The organism is Streptomyces sp. NBC_00212 (assembly GCF_045206365.1).
Classification (GTDB): domain Bacteria; phylum Actinomycetota; class Actinomycetes; order Streptomycetales; family Streptomycetaceae; genus Streptomyces.
Genome location: NZ_CP108115.1, coordinates 6,747,979 through 6,766,238, shown reverse-complemented (window position 1 = coordinate 6,766,238; position 18,260 = coordinate 6,747,979). Strand labels below are relative to the sequence as shown.

Sequence of the window (18,260 nt, the reverse complement as noted above, 5' to 3'; positions counted from 1 at the left end):
TCGCGGGCGCCCATGACGAAAGAGCCCGGCTCCCCGTACGAAACGGGGAACCGGGCTCTGTTCAGCGGGTGTTCGGCGTGCTTAGAGGTCGACCTCGCGCATCAGCATGCCGACCTCGGTGTTGGTGAGGCGGCGCAGCCAGCCGGACTTCTGGTCGCCGAGCCCGATCGGGCCGAAGGCGACCCGCACGAGCTTCTCGACCGGGAAGCCGGCCTCGGCCATCATGCGGCGCACGATGTGCTTGCGGCCCTCGTGGAGCTCGATCTCGACGAGGTAGTTCTTGCCGGTCTGCTGGACGACGCGGAAGGCGTCGGCCCGCGCGTAGCCGTCCTCCAGCTGGATGCCCTCCTTGAGCCGCTTGCCGATCTCGCGCGGCAGCGGGCCCGTGATGGCGGCCAGGTAGGTCTTCTTCACGCCGTACTTGGGGTGGGTCAGACGGTGGGCCAGCTCGCCGTGGTTGGTGAGCAGGATGATGCCCTCGGTCTCGGTGTCGAGCCGGCCGACGTGGAAGAGCCGGGTCTCGCGGTTGGTGACGTAGTCACCGAGGCACTGGCGGCCGTCCGGGTCCTCCATGGTGGAGACGACGCCGGCCGGCTTGTTCAGGGCGAAGAACAGGTACGACTGGGTGGCGACGGTCAGGCCGTCCACCTTGATCTCGTCCTTCTCGGGGTCGACGCGCTTGCCCTGTTCGAGCACGATCTCGCCGTTGACCTCGACACGGGCCTGCTCGATCAGCTCCTCGCAGGCGCGCCGCGAGCCCATGCCGGCCCGGGCGAGGACCTTCTGCAGCCGCTCGCCCTCCTGCTCGGCGCCGGGGAAGGTCTTGGGGGTCTTCACGTCCGGCTTGTCGGCGTACCGGTCGCGGTTGCGCTGCTCGATCTTGGCGTCGAGCTCGCGCGGGCGGGCCTGGCCCAGACGCTGGCCGTGCGGGCCGCGGCGCACCGGGGTACCGCCCTGGGGCGACTTCGGGCCGCCCTTGGCGCCGCCGCGCGCGGAGGCGCCGCGACCGCTGCGGGGGGCGTCGCCGCCCACGTCGTAGGTGCGCTCCTCGGGGCGCAGCGGGCGCGGCTTGCCGCTGCCGCTCTGGCGCGGGCCGCCGGCCTTGCGCTGGTCGTCGCGCCCGCCACCGGCGCCGCGGTTGCCGCCCCGGCCACCGGCGCCACCGCCACTGCTGCTGCCGCGGCCGCCGCTGTTGCCACCACGGCTCCCGCCGTTGTTTCCGCTGCTGTTCCTGCCGCTGCTGCTTCGCATCACATTTCCGTCTTGTCGTCTGCGGGGGTTTCCGGCGCGTCCGGCGCGTCCGGATCGAACGACGGCACACCCTCCAGCGTCTCGGCCTCGATCGCGTCCGCCTCGGGGAGGAAGGGCGCGAGCTCCGGGAGCTCGTCCAGGCCGCGCAGGCCCATCCGCTCCAGAAAGTAGTTCGTCGTCCTGTACAGGATCGCACCTGTTTCGGGTTCCGTGCCCGCCTCGTCGACCAGACCCCGCTGGAGCAGGGTCCGCATGACCCCGTCACAGTTCACTCCGCGCACCGCGGAGACCCGCGAGCGGCTCACCGGCTGGCGGTACGCGACGACCGCCAGGGTCTCCAGGGCCGCCTGGGTGAGCCGGGCCTGCTGGCCGTCCAGGACGAAGCCCTCGACGGCGTCCGCGTAGGCGGCCCGGCTGTAGAACCGCCAGCCGCCCGCCACGAGCCTCAGCTCGAATCCGCGACCCTGGACGGTGTACTCGTCCGCCAGCTCCCGCAGGGCGTCCGCCACGGCCCGCCTCGGCCTTTCCAGGACCTTCGCGAGGTGTTCCTCGGTGGCGGGCTCGTCGACGACCATGAGGACGGCTTCCAGGGCGGGCTTCAGCTCCAGCTCCTCCGTCACGCGTTCTCCTCCTCCGTCACCACTTGGTCGAACTCGTCGGTCACCGTCGGCGCCCCGTCGCCGTCCCCGCCGCTCCAGCGCACCATCAGCTCCCCCAGCGCCTCGTCCTGGTCCAGGACGACGGCCTTCTCGCGGTACAGCTCCAGGAGGGCCAGGAACCGGGCGACCACCGTGAGGGTGTCCGGGGCGTCCTCGGCCAGCACCCGGAAGCTGACCTCCCCGGCCTCCCGCAGCCGGGCCACCACGATCTCGGCCTGCTCGCGCACGGACACCAGCGGGGCGTGGATGTGATCGACGTACACCTGCGGCTTCGCCTTGGGCTGCATGGCCTTCACGGCCAGCTTGGCGAACCCCTCGGCACCGATGCTGATGACGACCTCGGGCAGCAGCTCGGCGAGCTGCGCCTCCAGGCCGACGGTACGGGGATACCTGCGGGCCTCCGCGTCCAGCCGCTCACTGAAGATGTCGGCGATCCGCTTGTACGCCCGGTACTGCAGCAGCCGCGCGAACAGCAGGTCCCGGGCCTCCAGGAGCGCGAGGTCGGCCTCGTCCTCCACCTCGGCGGCGGGCAGCAGCCGGGCGGCCTTGAGGTCGAGCAGAGTGGCCGCGACGACGAGGAACTCGGTCGTCTGGTCCAGATCCCAGTCGGGCCCCATGCCCCGGATGTGCGCCATGAACTCGTCGGTCACCTTGGAGAGGGCGACCTCGGTGACGTCCATCTTGTGCTTGGAGATCAGCTGAAGGAGAAGGTCGAAGGGCCCCTCGAAGTTGGCGAGCCGAACGGTGAACCTGCCGTCGCGGGGTTCGGGGGCAGGCCCGGAATCGTCGGCCTCCGCCTGCACCCCCAGGGGCGCGGGGAACTGCGCGACCAGCCCAGGACGGTCCGCAGCCGCCGACAAGAGGTCCGGTGCGTCGACGGGGGCGGACGCCGGATCCGGGGGCGCAGCGCCAGGGCCCTCAGCCACTCCCGCGGCGGCCCGCCCAGGGCTTTCGGGAAGGGGCGGGGTGGGGGAAGAACCACCCGGCCCCCGCCCGAGCGCACGGCGAGCCCCCCGCGCAGCGGGAGCATTCGGTTCGTCGGCGGCGGGCAAGAGGCGTTCCAGGGGGTGCGGAGCGGGCGGTACGAAGCGCGGGGCGGCACGCGGCCGCACGCCGCAGGCTAACGGCTACCGCCCCCGAAGACGCCGTACGAGAATGCTCGCGTCGCCCCGCGACTCCAGGTCCGCGAGGACGACGGCGACGGCCTCACGGACGATCCGCCCGCGGTCGACCGCGAGCCCGTGCTCCCCCCGCAGGACCAGGCGCGCGTGCTCCAGGTCCATGAGCTCCTCCGCGGAGACGTACACGGTGATCTTCTCGTCGTGCCGCTCGCGCCCGCTGGGCCGCCGGTTGGCCGCCCGCTGCCGGCGCCGCTGCTGGGCGGTGCCGGAGCCGGAGGAGGAGCCGCCCTGCGCGGGCGTGCGCCGGGCCTTGGCGGTCTCCGCCTCGGCGGCGCCGCGGCTGCGCTGTTCGGCCGAGCCGGAGTCCTCCTCGGCGGCGGTGTGCTCCGTCTCGGGCGCGGGCTCGGCCGTGACCGGCTCGCTCTCGCCCGCCGGAGCCGGCACCCTCGCCTCGCCGTTGGCCCCTCGCCTCGGGGCGGACGGCGAGAGCGCCATCCCCCCGGTCGTACGGAACAGCTCGTCGGCCCCGGGCAGACTCACTCGGCGTGACACCGGGCGAGCACCTCCCTGGCGAGCTGACGGTAGGCGGCCGCGCCGACGGAGTTGGAGGCGTACGTCGTGATCGGCTCACCGGCGACGGTGGTCTCCGGGAAGCGCACGGTGCGGCCGATGACCGTGTGGTAGACGTGGTCGTCGAAGGCCTCGACCACGCGGGCCAGGACCTCCCGGCTGTGCACCGTGCGGGAGTCGTACATCGTGGCGAGGATGCCGTCCAACTCCAGGTCGGGGTTGAGGCGTTCCTGCACCTTCTCGATCGTCTCGGTGAGCAGCGCGACACCGCGCAGCGCGAAGAACTCGCACTCCAGCGGCACGATCACCTTGTGAGCCGCCGTCAGGGCGTTGACGGTGAGCAGGCCGAGCGAGGGCTGACAGTCGATCACGATGTAGTCGTAGTCCTGCATCAGCGGCTTCAGCGCCCGCTGGAGCGTGGACTCGCGCGCGACCTCGCTCACCAACTGCACCTCGGCGGCGGACAGGTCGATGTTGCTCGGCAGCAGGTCCATGTTGGGGACCGCGGTCTTGAGCAGCACCTCGTCGGCCGACATGCCCCGCTCCATGAGCAGGTTGTAGACGGTGAGGTCGAGTTCCATCGGGTTCACGCCGAGGCCGACCGACAGGGCACCCTGCGGGTCGAAGTCGACGAGCAGCACGCGGCGTCCGTACTCCGCGAGCGCGGCACCCAGGTTGATGGTCGACGTCGTCTTGCCCACGCCGCCCTTCTGGTTGCACATCGCGATGATCTTCGCGGGACCGTGGTCGGTCAGCGGACCCGGGATCGGGAAGTACGGCAGCGGCCGTCCGGTCGGGCCGATCCGCTCGCGGCGCTGGCGGGCGGCGTCGGGTGCGAGGGTGGCCGCGTACTCGGGGTCGGGCTCGTACTCGGCGTCGGGGTCGTAGAAGTGCCCCTGGGGCACTTCGTCAAAGTCGGCGAGAGCGGCGGTCTCCCGGCCGCTCTCGTTGCCGGCCGTGGCGTTCACGTGTAGGCCGTCCATCATCCGTGGGGCTGTCGTCATGTGCTGGGTGGTTTCGAAGGTGCGGACCGCGACGGAGCCGACAGCCTCGGGCCCCGAAGGGCTCTGGCCCCGTACGGACATCCCCGCAGGGATTCCTGACTGACCACCTCCGGGAGTAAATGTCGACTCATTCACAAGTCGTCTTACCTCCTTGGACGTGACCAGGAAACTTTATCGATAGGTCAGCGTGGCACCATGCCGACGGTTGGCGACTCTATGGCGTGTCACCGGTCCGCAGCAACACAATCCGCCGGACCCGGCCCGATGTGTCGGCAACCGAACACCACTCTGTCAAGGGCGTACGGGCACTCAGACGCGCGTTTCACCGGTGCGCGAAACGGTTAAAGGGTTACGTTCGAGGCGAGTTGAGCGAGCCTGGCACAGGTGGGCGGAAGTGTCGCGATACACATCCGGCCGGACCTTGGTCGACAAGGTCCGGCCGGATGTACGAGGTTGACGGTCCGCGTTGACGAACCGGCTTTTTACTAGCCGAGAAGCGCGTGCAGCTCGACCTGGTCCAGGCCGTGGGCCTCGGCGACCGGGCCGTAAACGACCTGGCCGTCATGGGTGTTGAGGCCGAGCGCGAGCGCGGCGTCGCGGCGCAGCGCCTCGACCCAGCCGTTGTTCGCCAGCGACACGATGTAGGGCAGCGTGGCGTTGGTGAGGGCGTAGGTGGAGGTGTTCGGCACCGCGCCCGGCATGTTGGCGACGCAGTAGAAGACCGAGTTGTGGACCATGAAGGTCGGCTCGGCGTGGGTGGTCGGACGCGAGTCCTCGAAGCAGCCGCCCTGGTCGATCGCAATGTCGACAAGGACACTTCCGGGCTTCATCTTGGCGACGAGCTCGTTGGTGACCAGCTTCGGGGCCTTGGCGCCGGGGATGAGCACCGCGCCGATGACGAGGTCGGCCTCGATGACGGCCTTCTCCAGCTCGTAGGCGTTGGAGACGATCGTCTGCACCTTGGTGCCGAAGATCTTGTCGGCCTCGCGGAGCTTGTTGATGTCCTTGTCGAGCAGGGTCACGTGGAAGCCCATACCGACGGCGATCTGCGCCGCGTTCCAGCCGGAGACACCGCCGCCGATGACGACGGCACGGCCGGCGTGGGTGCCGGGGACGCCACCGGGCAGCACGCCGCGGCCGCCGGCCGAGCGCATCAGGTGGTAGGCGCCGACCTGCGGGGCCAGCCGGCCCGCGACCTCGGACATCGGGGCGAGCAGCGGCAGCTGGCGGTTGGCCGTCTCGACGGTCTCGTACGCGATCGCGGTGGTGCCGGACTCCAGGAGGGCGTCCGTGCACTCGCGGGAGGCGGCGAGGTGCAGGTAGGTGAAGAGCGTCTGGTCCTTGCGGAGGCGGTGGTACTCCTCCGCGATGGGCTCCTTGACCTTCAGCAGCAGGTCGGCGGTGGCCCAGACCTCGTCGGCGCTGCCGAGGATCTCCGCACCCGCGGAGACGTACTCGGCGTCCGTGATCGAGGAGCCGACGCCGGCGTTCTGCTCGACGAAGACCTGGTGGCCGTGGCGCACGAGCTCGTGCACACCGGCGGGGGTGATGGCCACCCGGAACTCGTTGTTCTTGACCTCGCGGGGGATGCCGACCTTCACGTCGATCACGGTCCTTGACTCAGGGGAAAACGGGGGCAATGCCATACATACCCGGACACACACGGGCGCACCGGGAGACACCGCAGGATGTTGCGGCTCACCCAGTCTAATGAAGGTCTTCCCGCTGTCTACCCTTACAAAGCTTTAATCTTTGGCCGAAGGACTACGGATTTCGCAGGTCCCCTGCGCTTGACGGCTCATCTTCCAGCAATCTGTCCGCCGTGCCCCGGTGCAACCGCGCGGCCGCGGGGTCGCCGAGCCGGTCCAGGGTGTCGGCGAGCCTGAGCTGGAGCGCGGCCTCAAGGCGCAGATCACCGGCCCTGCGCGCGGACTCGACCGCCTCGCGGCAGGTGCGCAGCGACTCCTCGGGGCGCCCCGCGTACTCCTGGACCCGGGCCGCCTCGCTCAACGCCCTTGCCTGGCTGGGGAGATCGCCGAGCCGCCGGTATCCGGCCACCGCGGCCCGCCAGCTGCGCAGCGCCTCGCCGTAGCGGCCCGCGTACGTGTGCACGGCGGCGAGCCTCCCGTACAGCCGGGCCTCGTCCGCCCGTTCGCCGCGCGCGAGGCGCTGGGAAAGGGCCCGCCCGTACCAGTCGGAGGCCCGCTGCCAGTCGCCCAGCTCCTGGTGGGCGCCGCCTACGGATTCCATCGCGCGGCCGGTCGCGTACGCGTCGTTCGCGGCGCGGCCCGCGTCCAGGGCGGCCCGGTAGCGGGCAAGGGCCGCGGTCGTCCGCCCGGTCCCGGCGTCCAGGTCGCCCAGGTTGAGCAGGGCCGCGGCCTTCTCGCGGTGCAGCTCGCGGCGCTCGGCGACGTCCAGGACGAGCTGGTGCAGGCCGTACAGGTCGGGGGCCGCGGCCTCGGCGCCCCGGTGCGCGGCGAGCGCGCGGACCAGCGCGGCCACCAGGCGCCGGGCCAGCGTGTCGAGCTCGCCGTCCTCCACCGCGATCCGGGCGGCGGCGAGCAGCGCGGGCCGGCGGCCGCTCAGCCAGGCGTCGGCGACGGCCGCGCTGGGGAAGCGCAGGGCCCGCGGCAGGCCCGCGAGCTTCTTGCGGGCGGGCGAGCCCTCCGGCTCGGTGACCGCCCGGCAGGACTGGAGCAGCCGAACGGTCCGCTCCAGCATCCGGGCCCGGGCCAGCTGGATCTCGCCGGGCCGGTCCACGCTCTCGCAGAGCGTGCGAAGGAGCGGCGCGAGGGCGCCGGGCACCCGGTACTGCTCGGGGGCGTCCGGGTCGCGCCGCAGCAGTCCGAACGTCACGAAGTCGGCGAGCGCCGCCTGGGCGCCCGAGACCGAGCAGCCGGCAAGGGCGGAGGCGGTGTGCGCGTCGGCGACCCCGGCGGGGGCGAGCGCGAGCAGTCGCAGTATCCGCGCGGCCGGCTGCGAGAGGGAGTCGTACGCGAGCCGGAAGGAACGTGCCAACGGCCTTGCGGCGCTGGGGAGTTCGGCTTCTTCGTCGGACATGGAGCGCAGTTGTTTGGCCACGTCGGAGATGGCGGCCTTGGGGCGGGCGCGGAGCCAGCCGCCGACCAGGACGAGAGCGGCGGGCTGTCCGCCGCACTCTTCGGCGAGGGTCTCGGCGGCGCGCGGGTCCACCGTGACGCGCACCGCGCCGGTGAAGCCCTCCAGGAGTTCGACGGCCGACTTCACGTCGAGGCCGCCCAGCGTGCACGGACGCACGTCCGGGATTCCGGTGAGCGGTCCCTCGGCGGTGGCCACGACCAGGGATTTGGAGGTGTCGGGCAGCAGCGGGCCGACCTGTTCGGCGTCGGCCGCGTCGTCGAGCAGCACGATCGCCCGGCGGCCCGCGAGCGCGGTGCGGACCAGTTCGGTCAGCTCGTCCTGGCCGGCTCCGGGCGGCGCCGGGACCCTCAGGGCGTCGAGCAGGTCCCGGGCGACCCGGTCGGCCGGGACGCGGACCCCGCCGGGTTCGGTGAGCGTGGCCCGCAGGATCCCGTCCGGGTAGTCGCCGGCCACCTGGCGGGCGAGTTCGGCGGCGAGCGCGGTGCGACCGGATCCGGGCCGGCCGGCGATCAGCAGGACCCTGGCCCGGGGCGACTTCTTTCCTGACAGAGTGTCAAGTCCGGCCCGTTCGATGTCGGCCCGTAGTTCCTTCAACTCCCGCTGCCTGCCCAGGAATTGCTCCGTGCGCTGCCCGACGGCTGCGCCGCCCACGTCCACCGCCTGATCCGTCACGGGCCACGCTCCGTCCGCCTGCGCACCTGGAGACCGTGCGGGTCTCCGCACGGGCAGTCCGAGCGTAGTTCACCCTTCGTGACCGTTTGGGCGGAGCACGGCGGGGATGTCGCCCGATCGGATCAGCGGATTTTCAGATCGAATGCGGGAGGGGTGGGCTCACTCCTCGAACGGGCGGGCCGGCCAGGGCGCCCCGGCCGGGCGCAGCGCGTCGAAGCCGTCCCCGTTCAGGACCGCGGCCAGCGCGAGGGCGCCGACCACCAGGCAGGTGTTGTGCAGCTCCCCCGCGAGGGCGCCCCGTACGAGATCGGCGACCGGGACCCGGGCCAGCTCCATGTCGGCCTCCTCCTCGGAGACCTCGAAGCGCTCGCCCTCCGCCTCGGACAGGTCCCGCGCCAGGAAGATCCGTACGGCTTCGTCGCTGCCGCCCGGGCTCGTGTACACATCGGTCAGAACGTGCCACCGCTCGGCCTTGACGTGCGCCTCCTCGTACAGCTCGCGCTGGGCGGCGTGCAGCGGGTTCTCGCCGGGCACGTCCAGGAGCCCGGCCGGGATCTCCCACAGCTTCTGGCGTACGGGGTGGCGGTACTGGCGCAGCACCAGGACGCGGCCCTCGTCGTCCAGGGCGAGGATCGCCACCGAGCCGGGGTGGGTCTGGTAGTCGCGCTGGTGGACCGCGCCGTCGGGCATCACGACGTCGTCGGTGCGCACCCCGGTCTTGTGGCCGGTGAAAGGGGTGGCACTCGCCACGACCTGCCAGTGTTCGGCGGTGTCCTCGATGGCCATGACGGCGTCCTCCCACAGTGCGCGCGCAAAACAGAACCGGGGTACGAATCCTTCGGAAAGGTCCGTACCCCGGCAACGTTAACCGGTGGTGACTACTTGGCGGGCTTGCCCGTCTTGCGCTCGACGGCGGCCTTGACCAGGCCCGCGAAGAGCGGGTGCGGGCGCGTCGGGCGCGAGCGCAGCTCCGGGTGCGCCTGGGTGGCGACCAGGTAGGGGTGCACCTCGCGCGGGTACTCGACGTACTCGACGAGCTTGTTGTCCGGGGAGGTGCCCGAGAAGACGATGCCCGTCTTCTTCTCCAGCTCCGCGCGGTAGGCGTTGTTCACCTCGTAGCGGTGGCGGTGGCGCTCCTCGACGTAGGGCTGGTCGTCGTAGACCTCGCGGACGATGGAGCCCTCGGCGAGCTTCGCCGGGTACAGGCCGAGCCGCATCGTGCCGCCCAGGTCGCCGGCGCCCTCGACGTAGGCCAGCTGCTCCTCCATCGTCGAGATGACGGGGTGGGCGGTGGCGGCGTCGAACTCGGTGGAGTTGGCGTCCGGGATGCCGGCCAGGTTGCGCGCGGCCTCAATGACGATGCACTGCAGGCCGAGGCAGATGCCGAGCAGCGGCACCTTGTTCTCACGGGCGTACTGGATCGCGCCGATCTTGCCGTTGACGCCGCGGTCGCCGAAGCCGCCGGGCACCAGGATCGCGTCGACGTCGCCGAGGTGCTTCTTGGCGCCGGCCGGGGTCTTGCAGTCGTCCGAGGTGACCCACTTGACCTTGACGCGGGCCTTGTTGGCGAAGCCGCCGGCCCGCATGGCCTCGGTGATCGAGAGGTAGGCGTCGGGCAGGTCGATGTACTTGCCGACCAGCGCGACGGTCACCTCGTGCAGCGGGTTGTGGACCCGGTCGAGCAGGTCGTCCCACTGCGTCCAGTCCACATCGCGGAACGGCAGGTCCAGCTTGCGGACGACGTAGGCGTCCAAACCCTCGGTGTGGAGCACCTTGGGGATGTCGTAGATCGACTTGGCGTCGATGGCGGCGACCACGGCCGCCTCGTCGACGTCGCACATCAGCGAGATCTTGCGCTTGATGGACAGCGGCACCTCGCGGTCGGCGCGCAGCACGATCGCGTCGGGCTGGATGCCGATGTTGCGCAGGGCCGCGACCGAGTGCTGGGTCGGCTTGGTCTTCAGCTCGCCCGAGGGGCCGATGTAGGGCAGCAGCGAGATGTGCACGACGAACACGTTGTCGCGGCCGACCTCGTGGCGGACCTGGCGGACGGTCTCCAGGAACGGCAGCGACTCGATGTCGCCGACCGTGCCGCCGACCTCGGTGATGACGACGTCGACGTCGTCGGTCGCCATGCGGCGGATGCGGTGCTTGATCTCGTTGGTGATGTGCGGGATGACCTGAACGGTGTCGCCGAGGTACTCGCCGCGCCGCTCCTTGGCGATGACCTGCGAGTAGACCTGGCCGGTGGTCACGTTGGCGGACCCGTCGAGGTCCACGTCGAGGAAGCGCTCGTAGTGGCCGATGTCCAGGTCGGTCTCGGCGCCGTCGTTGGTGACGAACACCTCGCCGTGCTGGAACGGGTTCATCGTGCCCGGGTCGACGTTCAGGTACGGGTCGAGCTTCTGCATCGTGACCCGCAGGCCCCGCGCCTTGAGGAGCGCACCCAGGCTGGAGGCAGTCAGACCCTTGCCGAGGGAAGAGGCGACACCCCCGGTGACGAAGATGTGCTTGGTCGTCGTGGCTGCGCTGTTTCGCAAAGCCTTGGGCTGCATGGCCAAGAGGGGGCTCCCGTGGTCGCTGTGTGGAGTGCGTGCCGGTCACCCTGTGTGGATCTTGTACGGAATCCGTACGCGTTTCCAGGGGTGCCGTCGCTGCGGTTCGGGGCTTTTTTCAGCACCCGGCCACGGGCTACCAGGGTATCAGCGACAGCGGGAGACCGCGTCCGGCCACGCTCCGTATGCGGCCGGTCAGCCCTGAGTACGAGCCTCACTCGTTCGGCCCAATGGCGTTCAAGGAAGGCTCCAGCGGATCACTGGGGTGCGTCGTATCCTGCTCGGACACTCGCTTGCCGAGCCACCTGGTAGCACGGGAACACCCCGTCCGTCATCCGGAACATGCGCTCGTTGGCGAACCCTTGACCGCTGTCGCTGTAAGCGCCCCCAGGGGCGGACGTGGCCGTTCGACTGGAGATTGCACGTGGCCGGGCGCATCGAGGATTACGCACTCATCGGAGACATGCAGACCGCGGCACTGGTCTGCCGGGACGGCACGGCGGACTGGCTCTGCCTGCCCCGCTTCGACTCGCACGCCGTCTTCGCCGGACTGCTCGGCACCGAGGAACACGGGTTCTGGCGGGTCGGCCCGGCACATGGTGCCGAGGAACCGCCACCGGCGGCCGACCGCCGTCGCTACCGGGGCGACTCGCTCATCCTGGAATCCGAGTGGGACACCCCGCGCGGCACGGTCCGGGTGACCGACTTCATGCCGCCGCGCGACGGAGCCCCGCAGCTGATCCGCATCGTGGAGGGCGTCAGCGGCCGGGTCCCGATGCGCTCCATGCTGCGCATGCGGTTCAGTTACGGCCGGATCACCCCCTGGGTGCACAAGGTCGACAACCGTACGGTGGCCGTCGCGGGCCCCGACTCGGTGTGGCTGGACACCGATGCGGAGACGTACGGCAAGAACCTCACGACGTACTCCGACTTCACGGTCTCGCCCGGCGAGCGGGTCGCGTTCACCATCAGCTGGCAGCCCTCGCACCGCGAGGAGCCCGCGCTGCCGGAGCCCGAGGCGTCCCTGATGGCGACCGAGGACTTCTGGCGGGAGTGGGTGGAGCACTGCACCTACCACGGGCCCTACCGCGAGGCCGTGGTCCGCTCCCTGATCACCCTGAAGGCGCTCACCTACGCCCCGACCGGCGGCATCGTGGCCGCCCCCACGATGTCGCTGCCCGAGCACATCGGCGGCGAGCGCAACTGGGACTACCGCTACACCTGGCTGCGGGACGCCGCGATCACCCTGTCCTCGCTGCTGCGCACCGGCTACCGCGAGGAGGCCCGCGCCTGGCGCGAGTGGCTGCTCCGCTCGGTCGCGGGCGACCCCGAGAACCTCCAGATCATGTACGGGATCGCCGGCGAGCGGGAGCTCGGCGAGACCGAGCTCGACTGGCTGCCCGGGTACGAGAACTCGACGCCGGTACGGGCCGGCAACGGCGCCGCCCACCAGCTCCAGCTCGACGTGTACGGCGAGGTCACCGAGGCGCTGCACCTGGCGCACATGACGGGCCTGGCCCGCAACGACTACGCCTCGCTGCTCCAGCTGAAGCTGATCCGCTACCTGGAGAGCCACTGGGACCAGCCGGACGAGGGGATCTGGGAGGTACGCGGCCCGCGCCGCCACTTCGTGCACTCCAAGGTGATGGCCTGGGTCGCCGTGGACCGCACGATCAAGCTCATCGAGTCCGGCGACGCGGACGGCCCGCTCGACAAGTGGCGCGAGCTGCGCGACGACATCCACCGGGACGTCTGCGAGAAGGGCTACGACAAGGAACGCAACACCTTCACGCAGTCCTACGGCTCGCAGGAGCTGGACGCCTCCTTGCTGCTCATCCCGCAGATGGGCTTCCTGCCGCCGGACGACAAGCGCGTGATCGGCACGATCGAGGCGATCCAGCGCGAGCTGTCCACGCCGGACGGGTTCATCCTGCGCTACCCCACCACGGGCGGCGACGGGGAGAACCTGGACGGCCTGTTGGGCGAGGAGGGCGCGTTCCTGGCCTGCTCGTTCTGGATGGCGGACGACCTCGCGATGATCGGCCGGGTCGACGAGGCCCGCAAGCTCTTCGAGAAGCTCCTGGCCCTGCGCAACGACCTGGGGCTGCTCGCGGAGGAGTGGGATCCGCACCTCCAGCGCCAGGTCGGCAACTTCCCGCAGGCCTTCAGCCACGTTCCGCTGATCGACACGGCCCTGCGCCTTACCGCTTCGGGCGCGTACGGCGGCTGACGGCCGGGCCGGCCCACGGGCCGTCTCCGAGTTCCCACGGGTTCTCGGAGGCGGCCCGTCCGCATATCGGGGTGACGTACGCCACAACGAGCGGGTCCGGGCGCGTAACCGCAGGTAGCGTCCGGCGCATGCGGTGTCGTCCCGGGGGCGGGCTCCGGGTCCCGCGGGACGAGAGGTGGGCGCAGTGGACACGCAGGGCGGGATCACCGTGCAGCGCGCGCTTGAGCTGCCGGGGCTGCGCGGCGGTCTCCCGGAGGTCGTGGCGGGCGCCGAGCGGCTCCAGCGCACGGTGCGCTGGGTGCACGCCGGCGAGGTGCCCAACATCGCCTCGCTGCTCAAGGGCGGCGAGCTGCTCCTGACCACCGGGCTCGGCCTCGGCACCCGCCCCGCCGAGCAGCGCGCCTTCGTACGCAGGCTCGCGGACCGGGGCATCGCGGCCCTCGTCGTGGAGCTCGGCCCGCGCTTCGCCCGGCTGCCGGCCACCATCGTGGAGACCGCGCGGGCCGCCGGGCTCCCCCTCGTCCAGCTGCACCGCGAGGTGCCGTTCGTCGCGGTGACCGAGGAGATCCACACCGAGATCGTCAACGGCCACTACGCCCTGCTCCAACGCGCCGAGGAAGTCCACCAGCGGTGTACGGGCGCACTGCTCGGGGGCGGCGGGATCCCCCAAGTCCTGGGCATTCTGGCCGACTTCACCGCCAACCCGGTCTTCCTGGAGACCCCCGACGGCCAGCTCCTGTACGCCGCGGCCTGCGAGGCGGGCGAGGCCGCCGCCGACCCGCTGCAGGTCTGGGAGGGGCTGCGCGGCCAGCGCGAGGCCCGCGCGTCGGGGCCGCCGACGGGCGCGGTCCTGGTGGACGTGCCGGGCGGCGGCCACGGCGCGGGCGCGGTACGGGCCCGCCTGGCGCTGCTCGCGGTCGGCCCGCCGCTCCTTCCCGTGCACCGGATGGCGGCCGAGCGGGCCGCGGGCATCCTGGCCGTCGTCCTCATGCAGGCCCGCCAGGAGGAGGAGTTGGCCGCGCGCGGCCGGGGCGACTTCCTGACCGACCTCGCCGAGGGCCGCATCACCCCCGACGACGCGCCCGGCCAGGCCAAGGTCCTCGGCTTCAAGCCCGGCGAGGGGCCGCTGCTCCCGGTGGTGATGCGCCTCGCCTCGGAGCTCGCCCCGACGGGCAACTGGGCGGTCCTCGCGAGGGCGGTCCTCGAAGAGCTGTCCTCGGTGGGCGTGCCGGTCCTGCTCGGCGTACGCCCGGTCGAGGGCCGGGTGCCGCTGCTGCTCGGGCTGCGCTCCGAGTCGGAGCGTACGGCCGTGGCCGACCGGGTCGCGGCGGCCCTGCGGGCGGGCGTCGAGCGGGCCGGCCTGATGGGCGCGCGGGCCGGGACGCAGCCGGTGGTCGTGGTGGGGGTGGCGGGCGGCTGGGCGGCGGCGGGCGCCGGTCTCAGGCACGCGGCGGAAACCGCGGCGGCCGCCCAGGGGCTGCCCGAGCGGCCCTGGTACGACGCCCGGCGCCTCGACATCGACCTGCTCCTTTGGCGGCTGCGCGAACACCCCGACCTCGCGGCGTTCGTGGAGCGGGCGATCGGCCCGCTCCAGGCCCACGACCGCGCCTCCCGGCCGCCCCTGCTGCCCACCCTGGCGACCTATCTGGCGCACGCGGGCCGGAAGGCGGAGACCGCCCGCGAGCTCCATCTCAACCGGCAGACCCTGTACAACCGCCTGGCCCGCATCGCGGACCTCCTCGGCACGGATCTGGACGACCCGCAGACGGTCCTCGCCCTGTCGCTCGCGCTGCGGGCCCGCAGGCACGTGGCGGGCTAGCGCCTAGGATCCCGCCAACTCGTCGTAGACGGCGAGGACTTGAGCAACCGTTTCGTCCTCGGTGGGCCAGGTCTCGGCCTGCGCCCGCCCGGCCGCGGCCAGCGTGCGGCACGCCTCGGCGTCCGTGAGGAGGCGTACGACCGCCTCCGCGAGCGCCCCGGCGTCGCCGTACGGGACGAGCAGGGCCGCGTCCCCCACCAGCTCCGGCACCCCGCCCACGGCCGTCGCGACCAGCGGCACGCCGAGGCGCAGCGCCTCCTGGGCGAGCAGCGAGCGGGCCTCCCAGCGGCTGGGCAGGACCGCGATGTCGGCGGCGGCGAGCAGCTCGGTGATGTCGTCGCGCCGCCCGACGAGCCGGACCGGCAGCGCCTCCGCCTCGATCCGGCGCTGCAGCGCGGCCCGGCCGGGCCCCTCCCCCGCGATGACGAGCAGCGGCGCCGGGTCGAGATCGCGCCAGGTGCGGGCCGCGTCCAGGAGCACCTCGTAGCCGCGGTGTTCGACGAGGCTGCCCACGGCCATCAGCAACGGCCGGTCCACGGCGCCGAGTTCGGCCCGCGCCTTGCCGTCGAGGAGCCCGGACGGAAGGCGGGGCGCGGGGACGGCGACCGCGGCGAGCCGGGCGTCCCGCGCGCCGCGGCTGCGCGCCCGGTCCACGAGGTCGGACGAGGTGGCGAGGACCACGGCCGCGGCCCGCGAGACCCGGCGTTCGAGCAGGCCCAGGATCTGGCCGCGGGCTCCTTCGGCGTGCGAGCGGGTGTGCCAGGTGACGACCAGCGGCACGCCCTTGCGGCCCCGGAGCGCGAGGGCGGCGCGTACGGCCGCGTGCAGCCCGTGCGCGTGGACGACGTCCGCGTCGGCGCAGGCGGCCCGCAGCGCGCCGACCGCCGCCGGGTCGCCGCGCCGCGAGACCGGTACGAAATGAGCCCCGGCGGCGAGGAAGTCGTACTCCCGCTCCAGTTCGGCGGGCGCGCAGACGGTGACGCGCACGCCCCGCGCGACCAGACCGGCCGCGAGCGACCTGACATGCGCGCTGCTGCCCGCGCTGCCGCCGCCCAGCACTTGGACCGTACGCAGCTGAGTCACGTGAACAGGCTCCCGGAGCGGCCGAGTCGGCGGTGGAGGTCGGTGGTTCCCGGCCAAGGATGCCAGTCCGTACGGGCGTTCCGGGACCGTCCGGGGGTTCCTTCCGTGTCGCGCCGGGAAGATCGCCGCACCCGAAACACCCCCATGGGTGAACGAACATGTGCGCCAGGCCTTTCGGCAAGGGCAGCGCGACACCCTCAGCGCGGAATCCGGGACTCCGCCCACGCCGGTCCGGGACAGGCGCGCGGGAGGCCGTCAGCGCGGAATGCGGGACTCCGCCCGGGCGGCCGCGGCGAGCAGCGCGGCGGCGCGCACGGCGAGGCCGGCCGCCCTGAGCGCCAAGGGCTATCCGTCCGCGCGGGCGGTTGCCAGGAGTTCCTCCGCGTGCGCCCTGGCCGTCTCCGAGTCCTCCTGGCCGGCCAGCATGCGCGACAGCTCGCGCACCCGGTCCTCGCCCTCCAGGACCGTGACGCCGGAGCGGGTGACCGTGCCGTCATTGGTCTTCTCGACCAGGAGCTGGCGGTCGGCGAACGCCGCCACCTGCGGCAGGTGCGTGACCACCACGACCTGAGCGGACTTGGCGAGCTTGGCGAGCCGACGCCCGATCTCGACCGCCGCCTTGCCGCCGACGCCCGCGTCGACTTCGTCGAAGAGGTAGGTCGGCACCGGGTCCGTGCCCGCGAAGACGACCTCCACCGCGAGCATCACACGCGAGAGCTCACCGCCCGAGGCGCCCTTGGCGATGGGCCGGGGCGGCGCGCCCGGGTGCGGGGCGAGCAGCAGCTCGACCTCGTCGGCGCCGGTCGGCCCGTACGCCACCGTCCTGCCGCCGACCTCGACCCCCTCGGGATCGTCACTCTGGCCGACCGCGAACGACACCCGTGCGTGCGGCATCGCGAGGGAGGCGAGCTCGGCGGTGACGGCCTCCGCGAACCGGGCCGCGGCCTCGGTGCGGGCGTCCGTCAACTCCTGGGCCAGGATGGACAGTTCACCGCGCAACCCGTCCCGCTCGGCCGTGAGCTCCCCGATCCGGTCGTCGTCGCCGTCGAGTTCGGTGAGCCGCGCGGCCCCGTCCTGCGCCCAGGCGAGTACGGCCGTGATGTCCTCGCCGTACTTGCGCGTCAGGGCGGTCAGCGAGGCCCGGCGCTCCTCGACGGCGGCGAGCCGCAGCGGGTCGGCGTCCAGGTCGTCGGCGTATCCGGCGAGTTCGCCCGCCACGTCGCCGAGCAGGATCGCGACCTCGCCGATGCGTTCGGCGAGCGCCGCGAGCGCGGGGTCGTGGGAGCGTACGGCCTCCAGGGCCCGGTGCGCGCCCGCGACCAGGGTCGCGGCGTCCACGCTCTCCGGGTCCTCGGGGTTGCCGGCCAGAGCCGCGTGCGCGAGGGCCGCCGCGGAGGCGAGCGCCTCGGCGTGTCCGAGCCGTTCGGCCTCGGCCGCGAGCTCGGCGTCCTCGCCGGGCAGCGGCTCGACGGCGGCGATCTCGCCGAGACCGAACCGCAGCAGATCGGCCTCCTGGGCGCGCTCGCGCGCCCGCGTGGTCAGCTCGTCCAGTTCGACGGCGACGGCCCGCAGCCGCTTGTAGGCCCCGGCGTACTTGGCGAGGGGACCCGCCACCGCGTCACCGGCGTACCGGTCGAGCGCCTCGCGCTGCCGGGCCGGGCGCAGCAGGCCCTGCTGGTCGGTCTGGCCGTGCACCGCGACGAGTTCGTCGGCGAGTTCGGCGAGCACTCCGACCGGCACCGACCGCCCGCCGAGGAACGCCCGCGAGCGGCCCTCCGCCGAAACGGTACGGCTCACGAGCAGCGCGCCGTCGTCGAGCTCGGCCCCGGCCTCCTCCGCCCGCAGCACCGCCGAGGTGCCGGGCCGCAGCGCGATCCGCCCCTCGACGACCGCCGCCTTGGCGCCGATCCGCACCAACGCGGGGTCGGCACGTCCGCCGAGCAGCAGCCCCAGGCTGGTGACGACCATGGTCTTGCCCGCGCCGGTCTCGCCGGTCACCGCGGTGAAACCGGGCGAAAGCTCCACGACAGCGTCGTCGATGACCCCGAGCGACCGTATCCGCATCTCCTCCAACACGGACACGACCTTACGAGGTCCACAGCCCTGTGTGCGACGCCCCCCGGCCCGTCACCCTCTCGTGGTGCCCGAACCGGCGGTGCGGGGGAAAACCTCAGCA

Annotated in this window: 13 protein-coding genes; 2 read left to right on the top strand and 11 right to left on the bottom strand. The window is 72.4% G+C overall.

Features of this window, described 5'->3' with window-relative positions; genetic code table 11:
* Positions 1–81: 81 nt before the first annotated feature.
* From OHA17_RS30830 to OHA17_RS30790, 9 genes are all read right to left on the bottom strand, one after another.
* Positions 82–1,251, bottom strand: coding sequence for a pseudouridine synthase (locus OHA17_RS30830; protein ID WP_398879741.1), 1,170 nt, complete (start codon positions 1,249–1,251; stop codon positions 82–84).
* Positions 1,251–1,871, bottom strand: coding sequence for an SMC-Scp complex subunit ScpB (gene scpB / locus OHA17_RS30825; RefSeq protein WP_053723367.1), 621 nt, complete (start codon positions 1,869–1,871; stop codon positions 1,251–1,253). Before scpB ends, OHA17_RS30830 begins: the two co-directional genes overlap by 1 nt.
* The gene (locus OHA17_RS30820) at positions 1,868–2,962 is read right to left on the bottom strand and encodes a segregation and condensation protein A (RefSeq protein ID WP_406509237.1); all 1,095 of its coding nucleotides are present in this window, start codon (positions 2,960–2,962) and stop codon (positions 1,868–1,870) included. Before OHA17_RS30820 ends, scpB begins: the two co-directional genes overlap by 4 nt.
* Positions 2,963–3,037: 75 nt before the next feature.
* Positions 3,038–3,583, bottom strand: a complete 546-nt coding sequence (locus OHA17_RS30815; RefSeq protein WP_053723365.1) for a hypothetical protein — start codon at positions 3,581–3,583, stop codon at positions 3,038–3,040.
* A complete protein-coding gene (locus OHA17_RS30810; RefSeq protein ID WP_053723364.1) occupies positions 3,568–4,686 on the bottom strand; it encodes a ParA family protein in 1,119 nt (372 codons plus the stop codon). Before OHA17_RS30810 ends, OHA17_RS30815 begins: the two co-directional genes overlap by 16 nt.
* A gap of 404 nt (positions 4,687–5,090) precedes the next feature.
* Positions 5,091–6,206: an alanine dehydrogenase gene (gene ald / locus OHA17_RS30805; RefSeq protein WP_053723521.1), complete on the bottom strand. Its 1,116-nt coding sequence runs from the start codon at positions 6,204–6,206 to the stop codon at positions 5,091–5,093.
* A 163-nt stretch (positions 6,207–6,369) separates the two neighbouring features.
* Entirely contained in the window at positions 6,370–8,397 is a 2,028-nt protein-coding gene (locus OHA17_RS30800; protein ID WP_406509236.1) for a tetratricopeptide repeat protein, read from the bottom strand.
* A gap of 159 nt (positions 8,398–8,556) precedes the next feature.
* Positions 8,557–9,183 carry an NUDIX domain-containing protein gene (locus OHA17_RS30795; protein WP_406509235.1) on the bottom strand — a complete coding sequence of 209 codons (627 nt, stop codon included), beginning with the start codon at positions 9,181–9,183 and terminating at the stop codon, positions 8,557–8,559.
* A gap of 92 nt (positions 9,184–9,275) precedes the next feature.
* Complete coding sequence (locus OHA17_RS30790; RefSeq protein WP_406510856.1) at positions 9,276–10,952, bottom strand: CTP synthase; 1,677 nt, start codon at positions 10,950–10,952, stop codon at positions 9,276–9,278.
* A 424-nt stretch (positions 10,953–11,376) separates the two neighbouring features.
* On the opposite strand from OHA17_RS30790, the gene OHA17_RS30785 reads away from it, so the two are divergent.
* Together OHA17_RS30785 and OHA17_RS30780 are read left to right on the top strand one after the other, a co-directional pair.
* Entirely contained in the window at positions 11,377–13,182 is a 1,806-nt protein-coding gene (locus tag OHA17_RS30785; RefSeq protein WP_406509234.1) for a glycoside hydrolase family 15 protein, read from the top strand.
* Between the two features lie 184 nt (positions 13,183–13,366).
* Positions 13,367–15,001, top strand: coding sequence for a PucR family transcriptional regulator (locus tag OHA17_RS30780; RefSeq protein ID WP_053723359.1), 1,635 nt, complete (start codon positions 13,367–13,369; stop codon positions 14,999–15,001).
* Positions 15,002–15,004: 3 nt separating this feature from the next.
* Here the strand turns inward: OHA17_RS30780 and OHA17_RS30775 are convergent, their stop codons facing one another.
* Together OHA17_RS30775 and recN are read right to left on the bottom strand one after the other, a co-directional pair.
* Positions 15,005–16,084, bottom strand: coding sequence for a glycosyltransferase family 4 protein (locus OHA17_RS30775; protein WP_406509233.1), 1,080 nt, complete (start codon positions 16,082–16,084; stop codon positions 15,005–15,007).
* Between the two features lie 345 nt (positions 16,085–16,429).
* Positions 16,430–18,148, bottom strand: coding sequence for a DNA repair protein RecN (gene recN / locus OHA17_RS30770; RefSeq protein ID WP_406510855.1), 1,719 nt, complete (start codon positions 18,146–18,148; stop codon positions 16,430–16,432).
* Positions 18,149–18,260 lie beyond the last annotated feature (112 nt).

What these genes read in the sequence shown, in the direction of transcription:
- OHA17_RS30830 (WP_398879741.1), bottom strand. Translation starts at nt 1,251, where the DNA reads ATGCGAAGCAGCAGCGGCAGGAACAGCAGCGGAAACAACGGCGGGAGC.
- recN (WP_406510855.1), bottom strand. Translation starts at nt 18,148, where the DNA reads ATGCGGATACGGTCGCTCGGGGTCATCGACGACGCTGTCGTGGAGCTT.
- OHA17_RS30795 (WP_406509235.1), bottom strand. Translation starts at nt 9,183, where the DNA reads ATGGCCATCGAGGACACCGCCGAACACTGGCAGGTCGTGGCGAGTGCC.
- OHA17_RS30790 (WP_406510856.1), bottom strand. Translation starts at nt 10,952, where the DNA reads ATGCAGCCCAAGGCTTTGCGAAACAGCGCAGCCACGACGACCAAGCAC.
- OHA17_RS30810 (WP_053723364.1), bottom strand. Translation starts at nt 4,686, where the DNA reads ATGTCCGTACGGGGCCAGAGCCCTTCGGGGCCCGAGGCTGTCGGCTCC.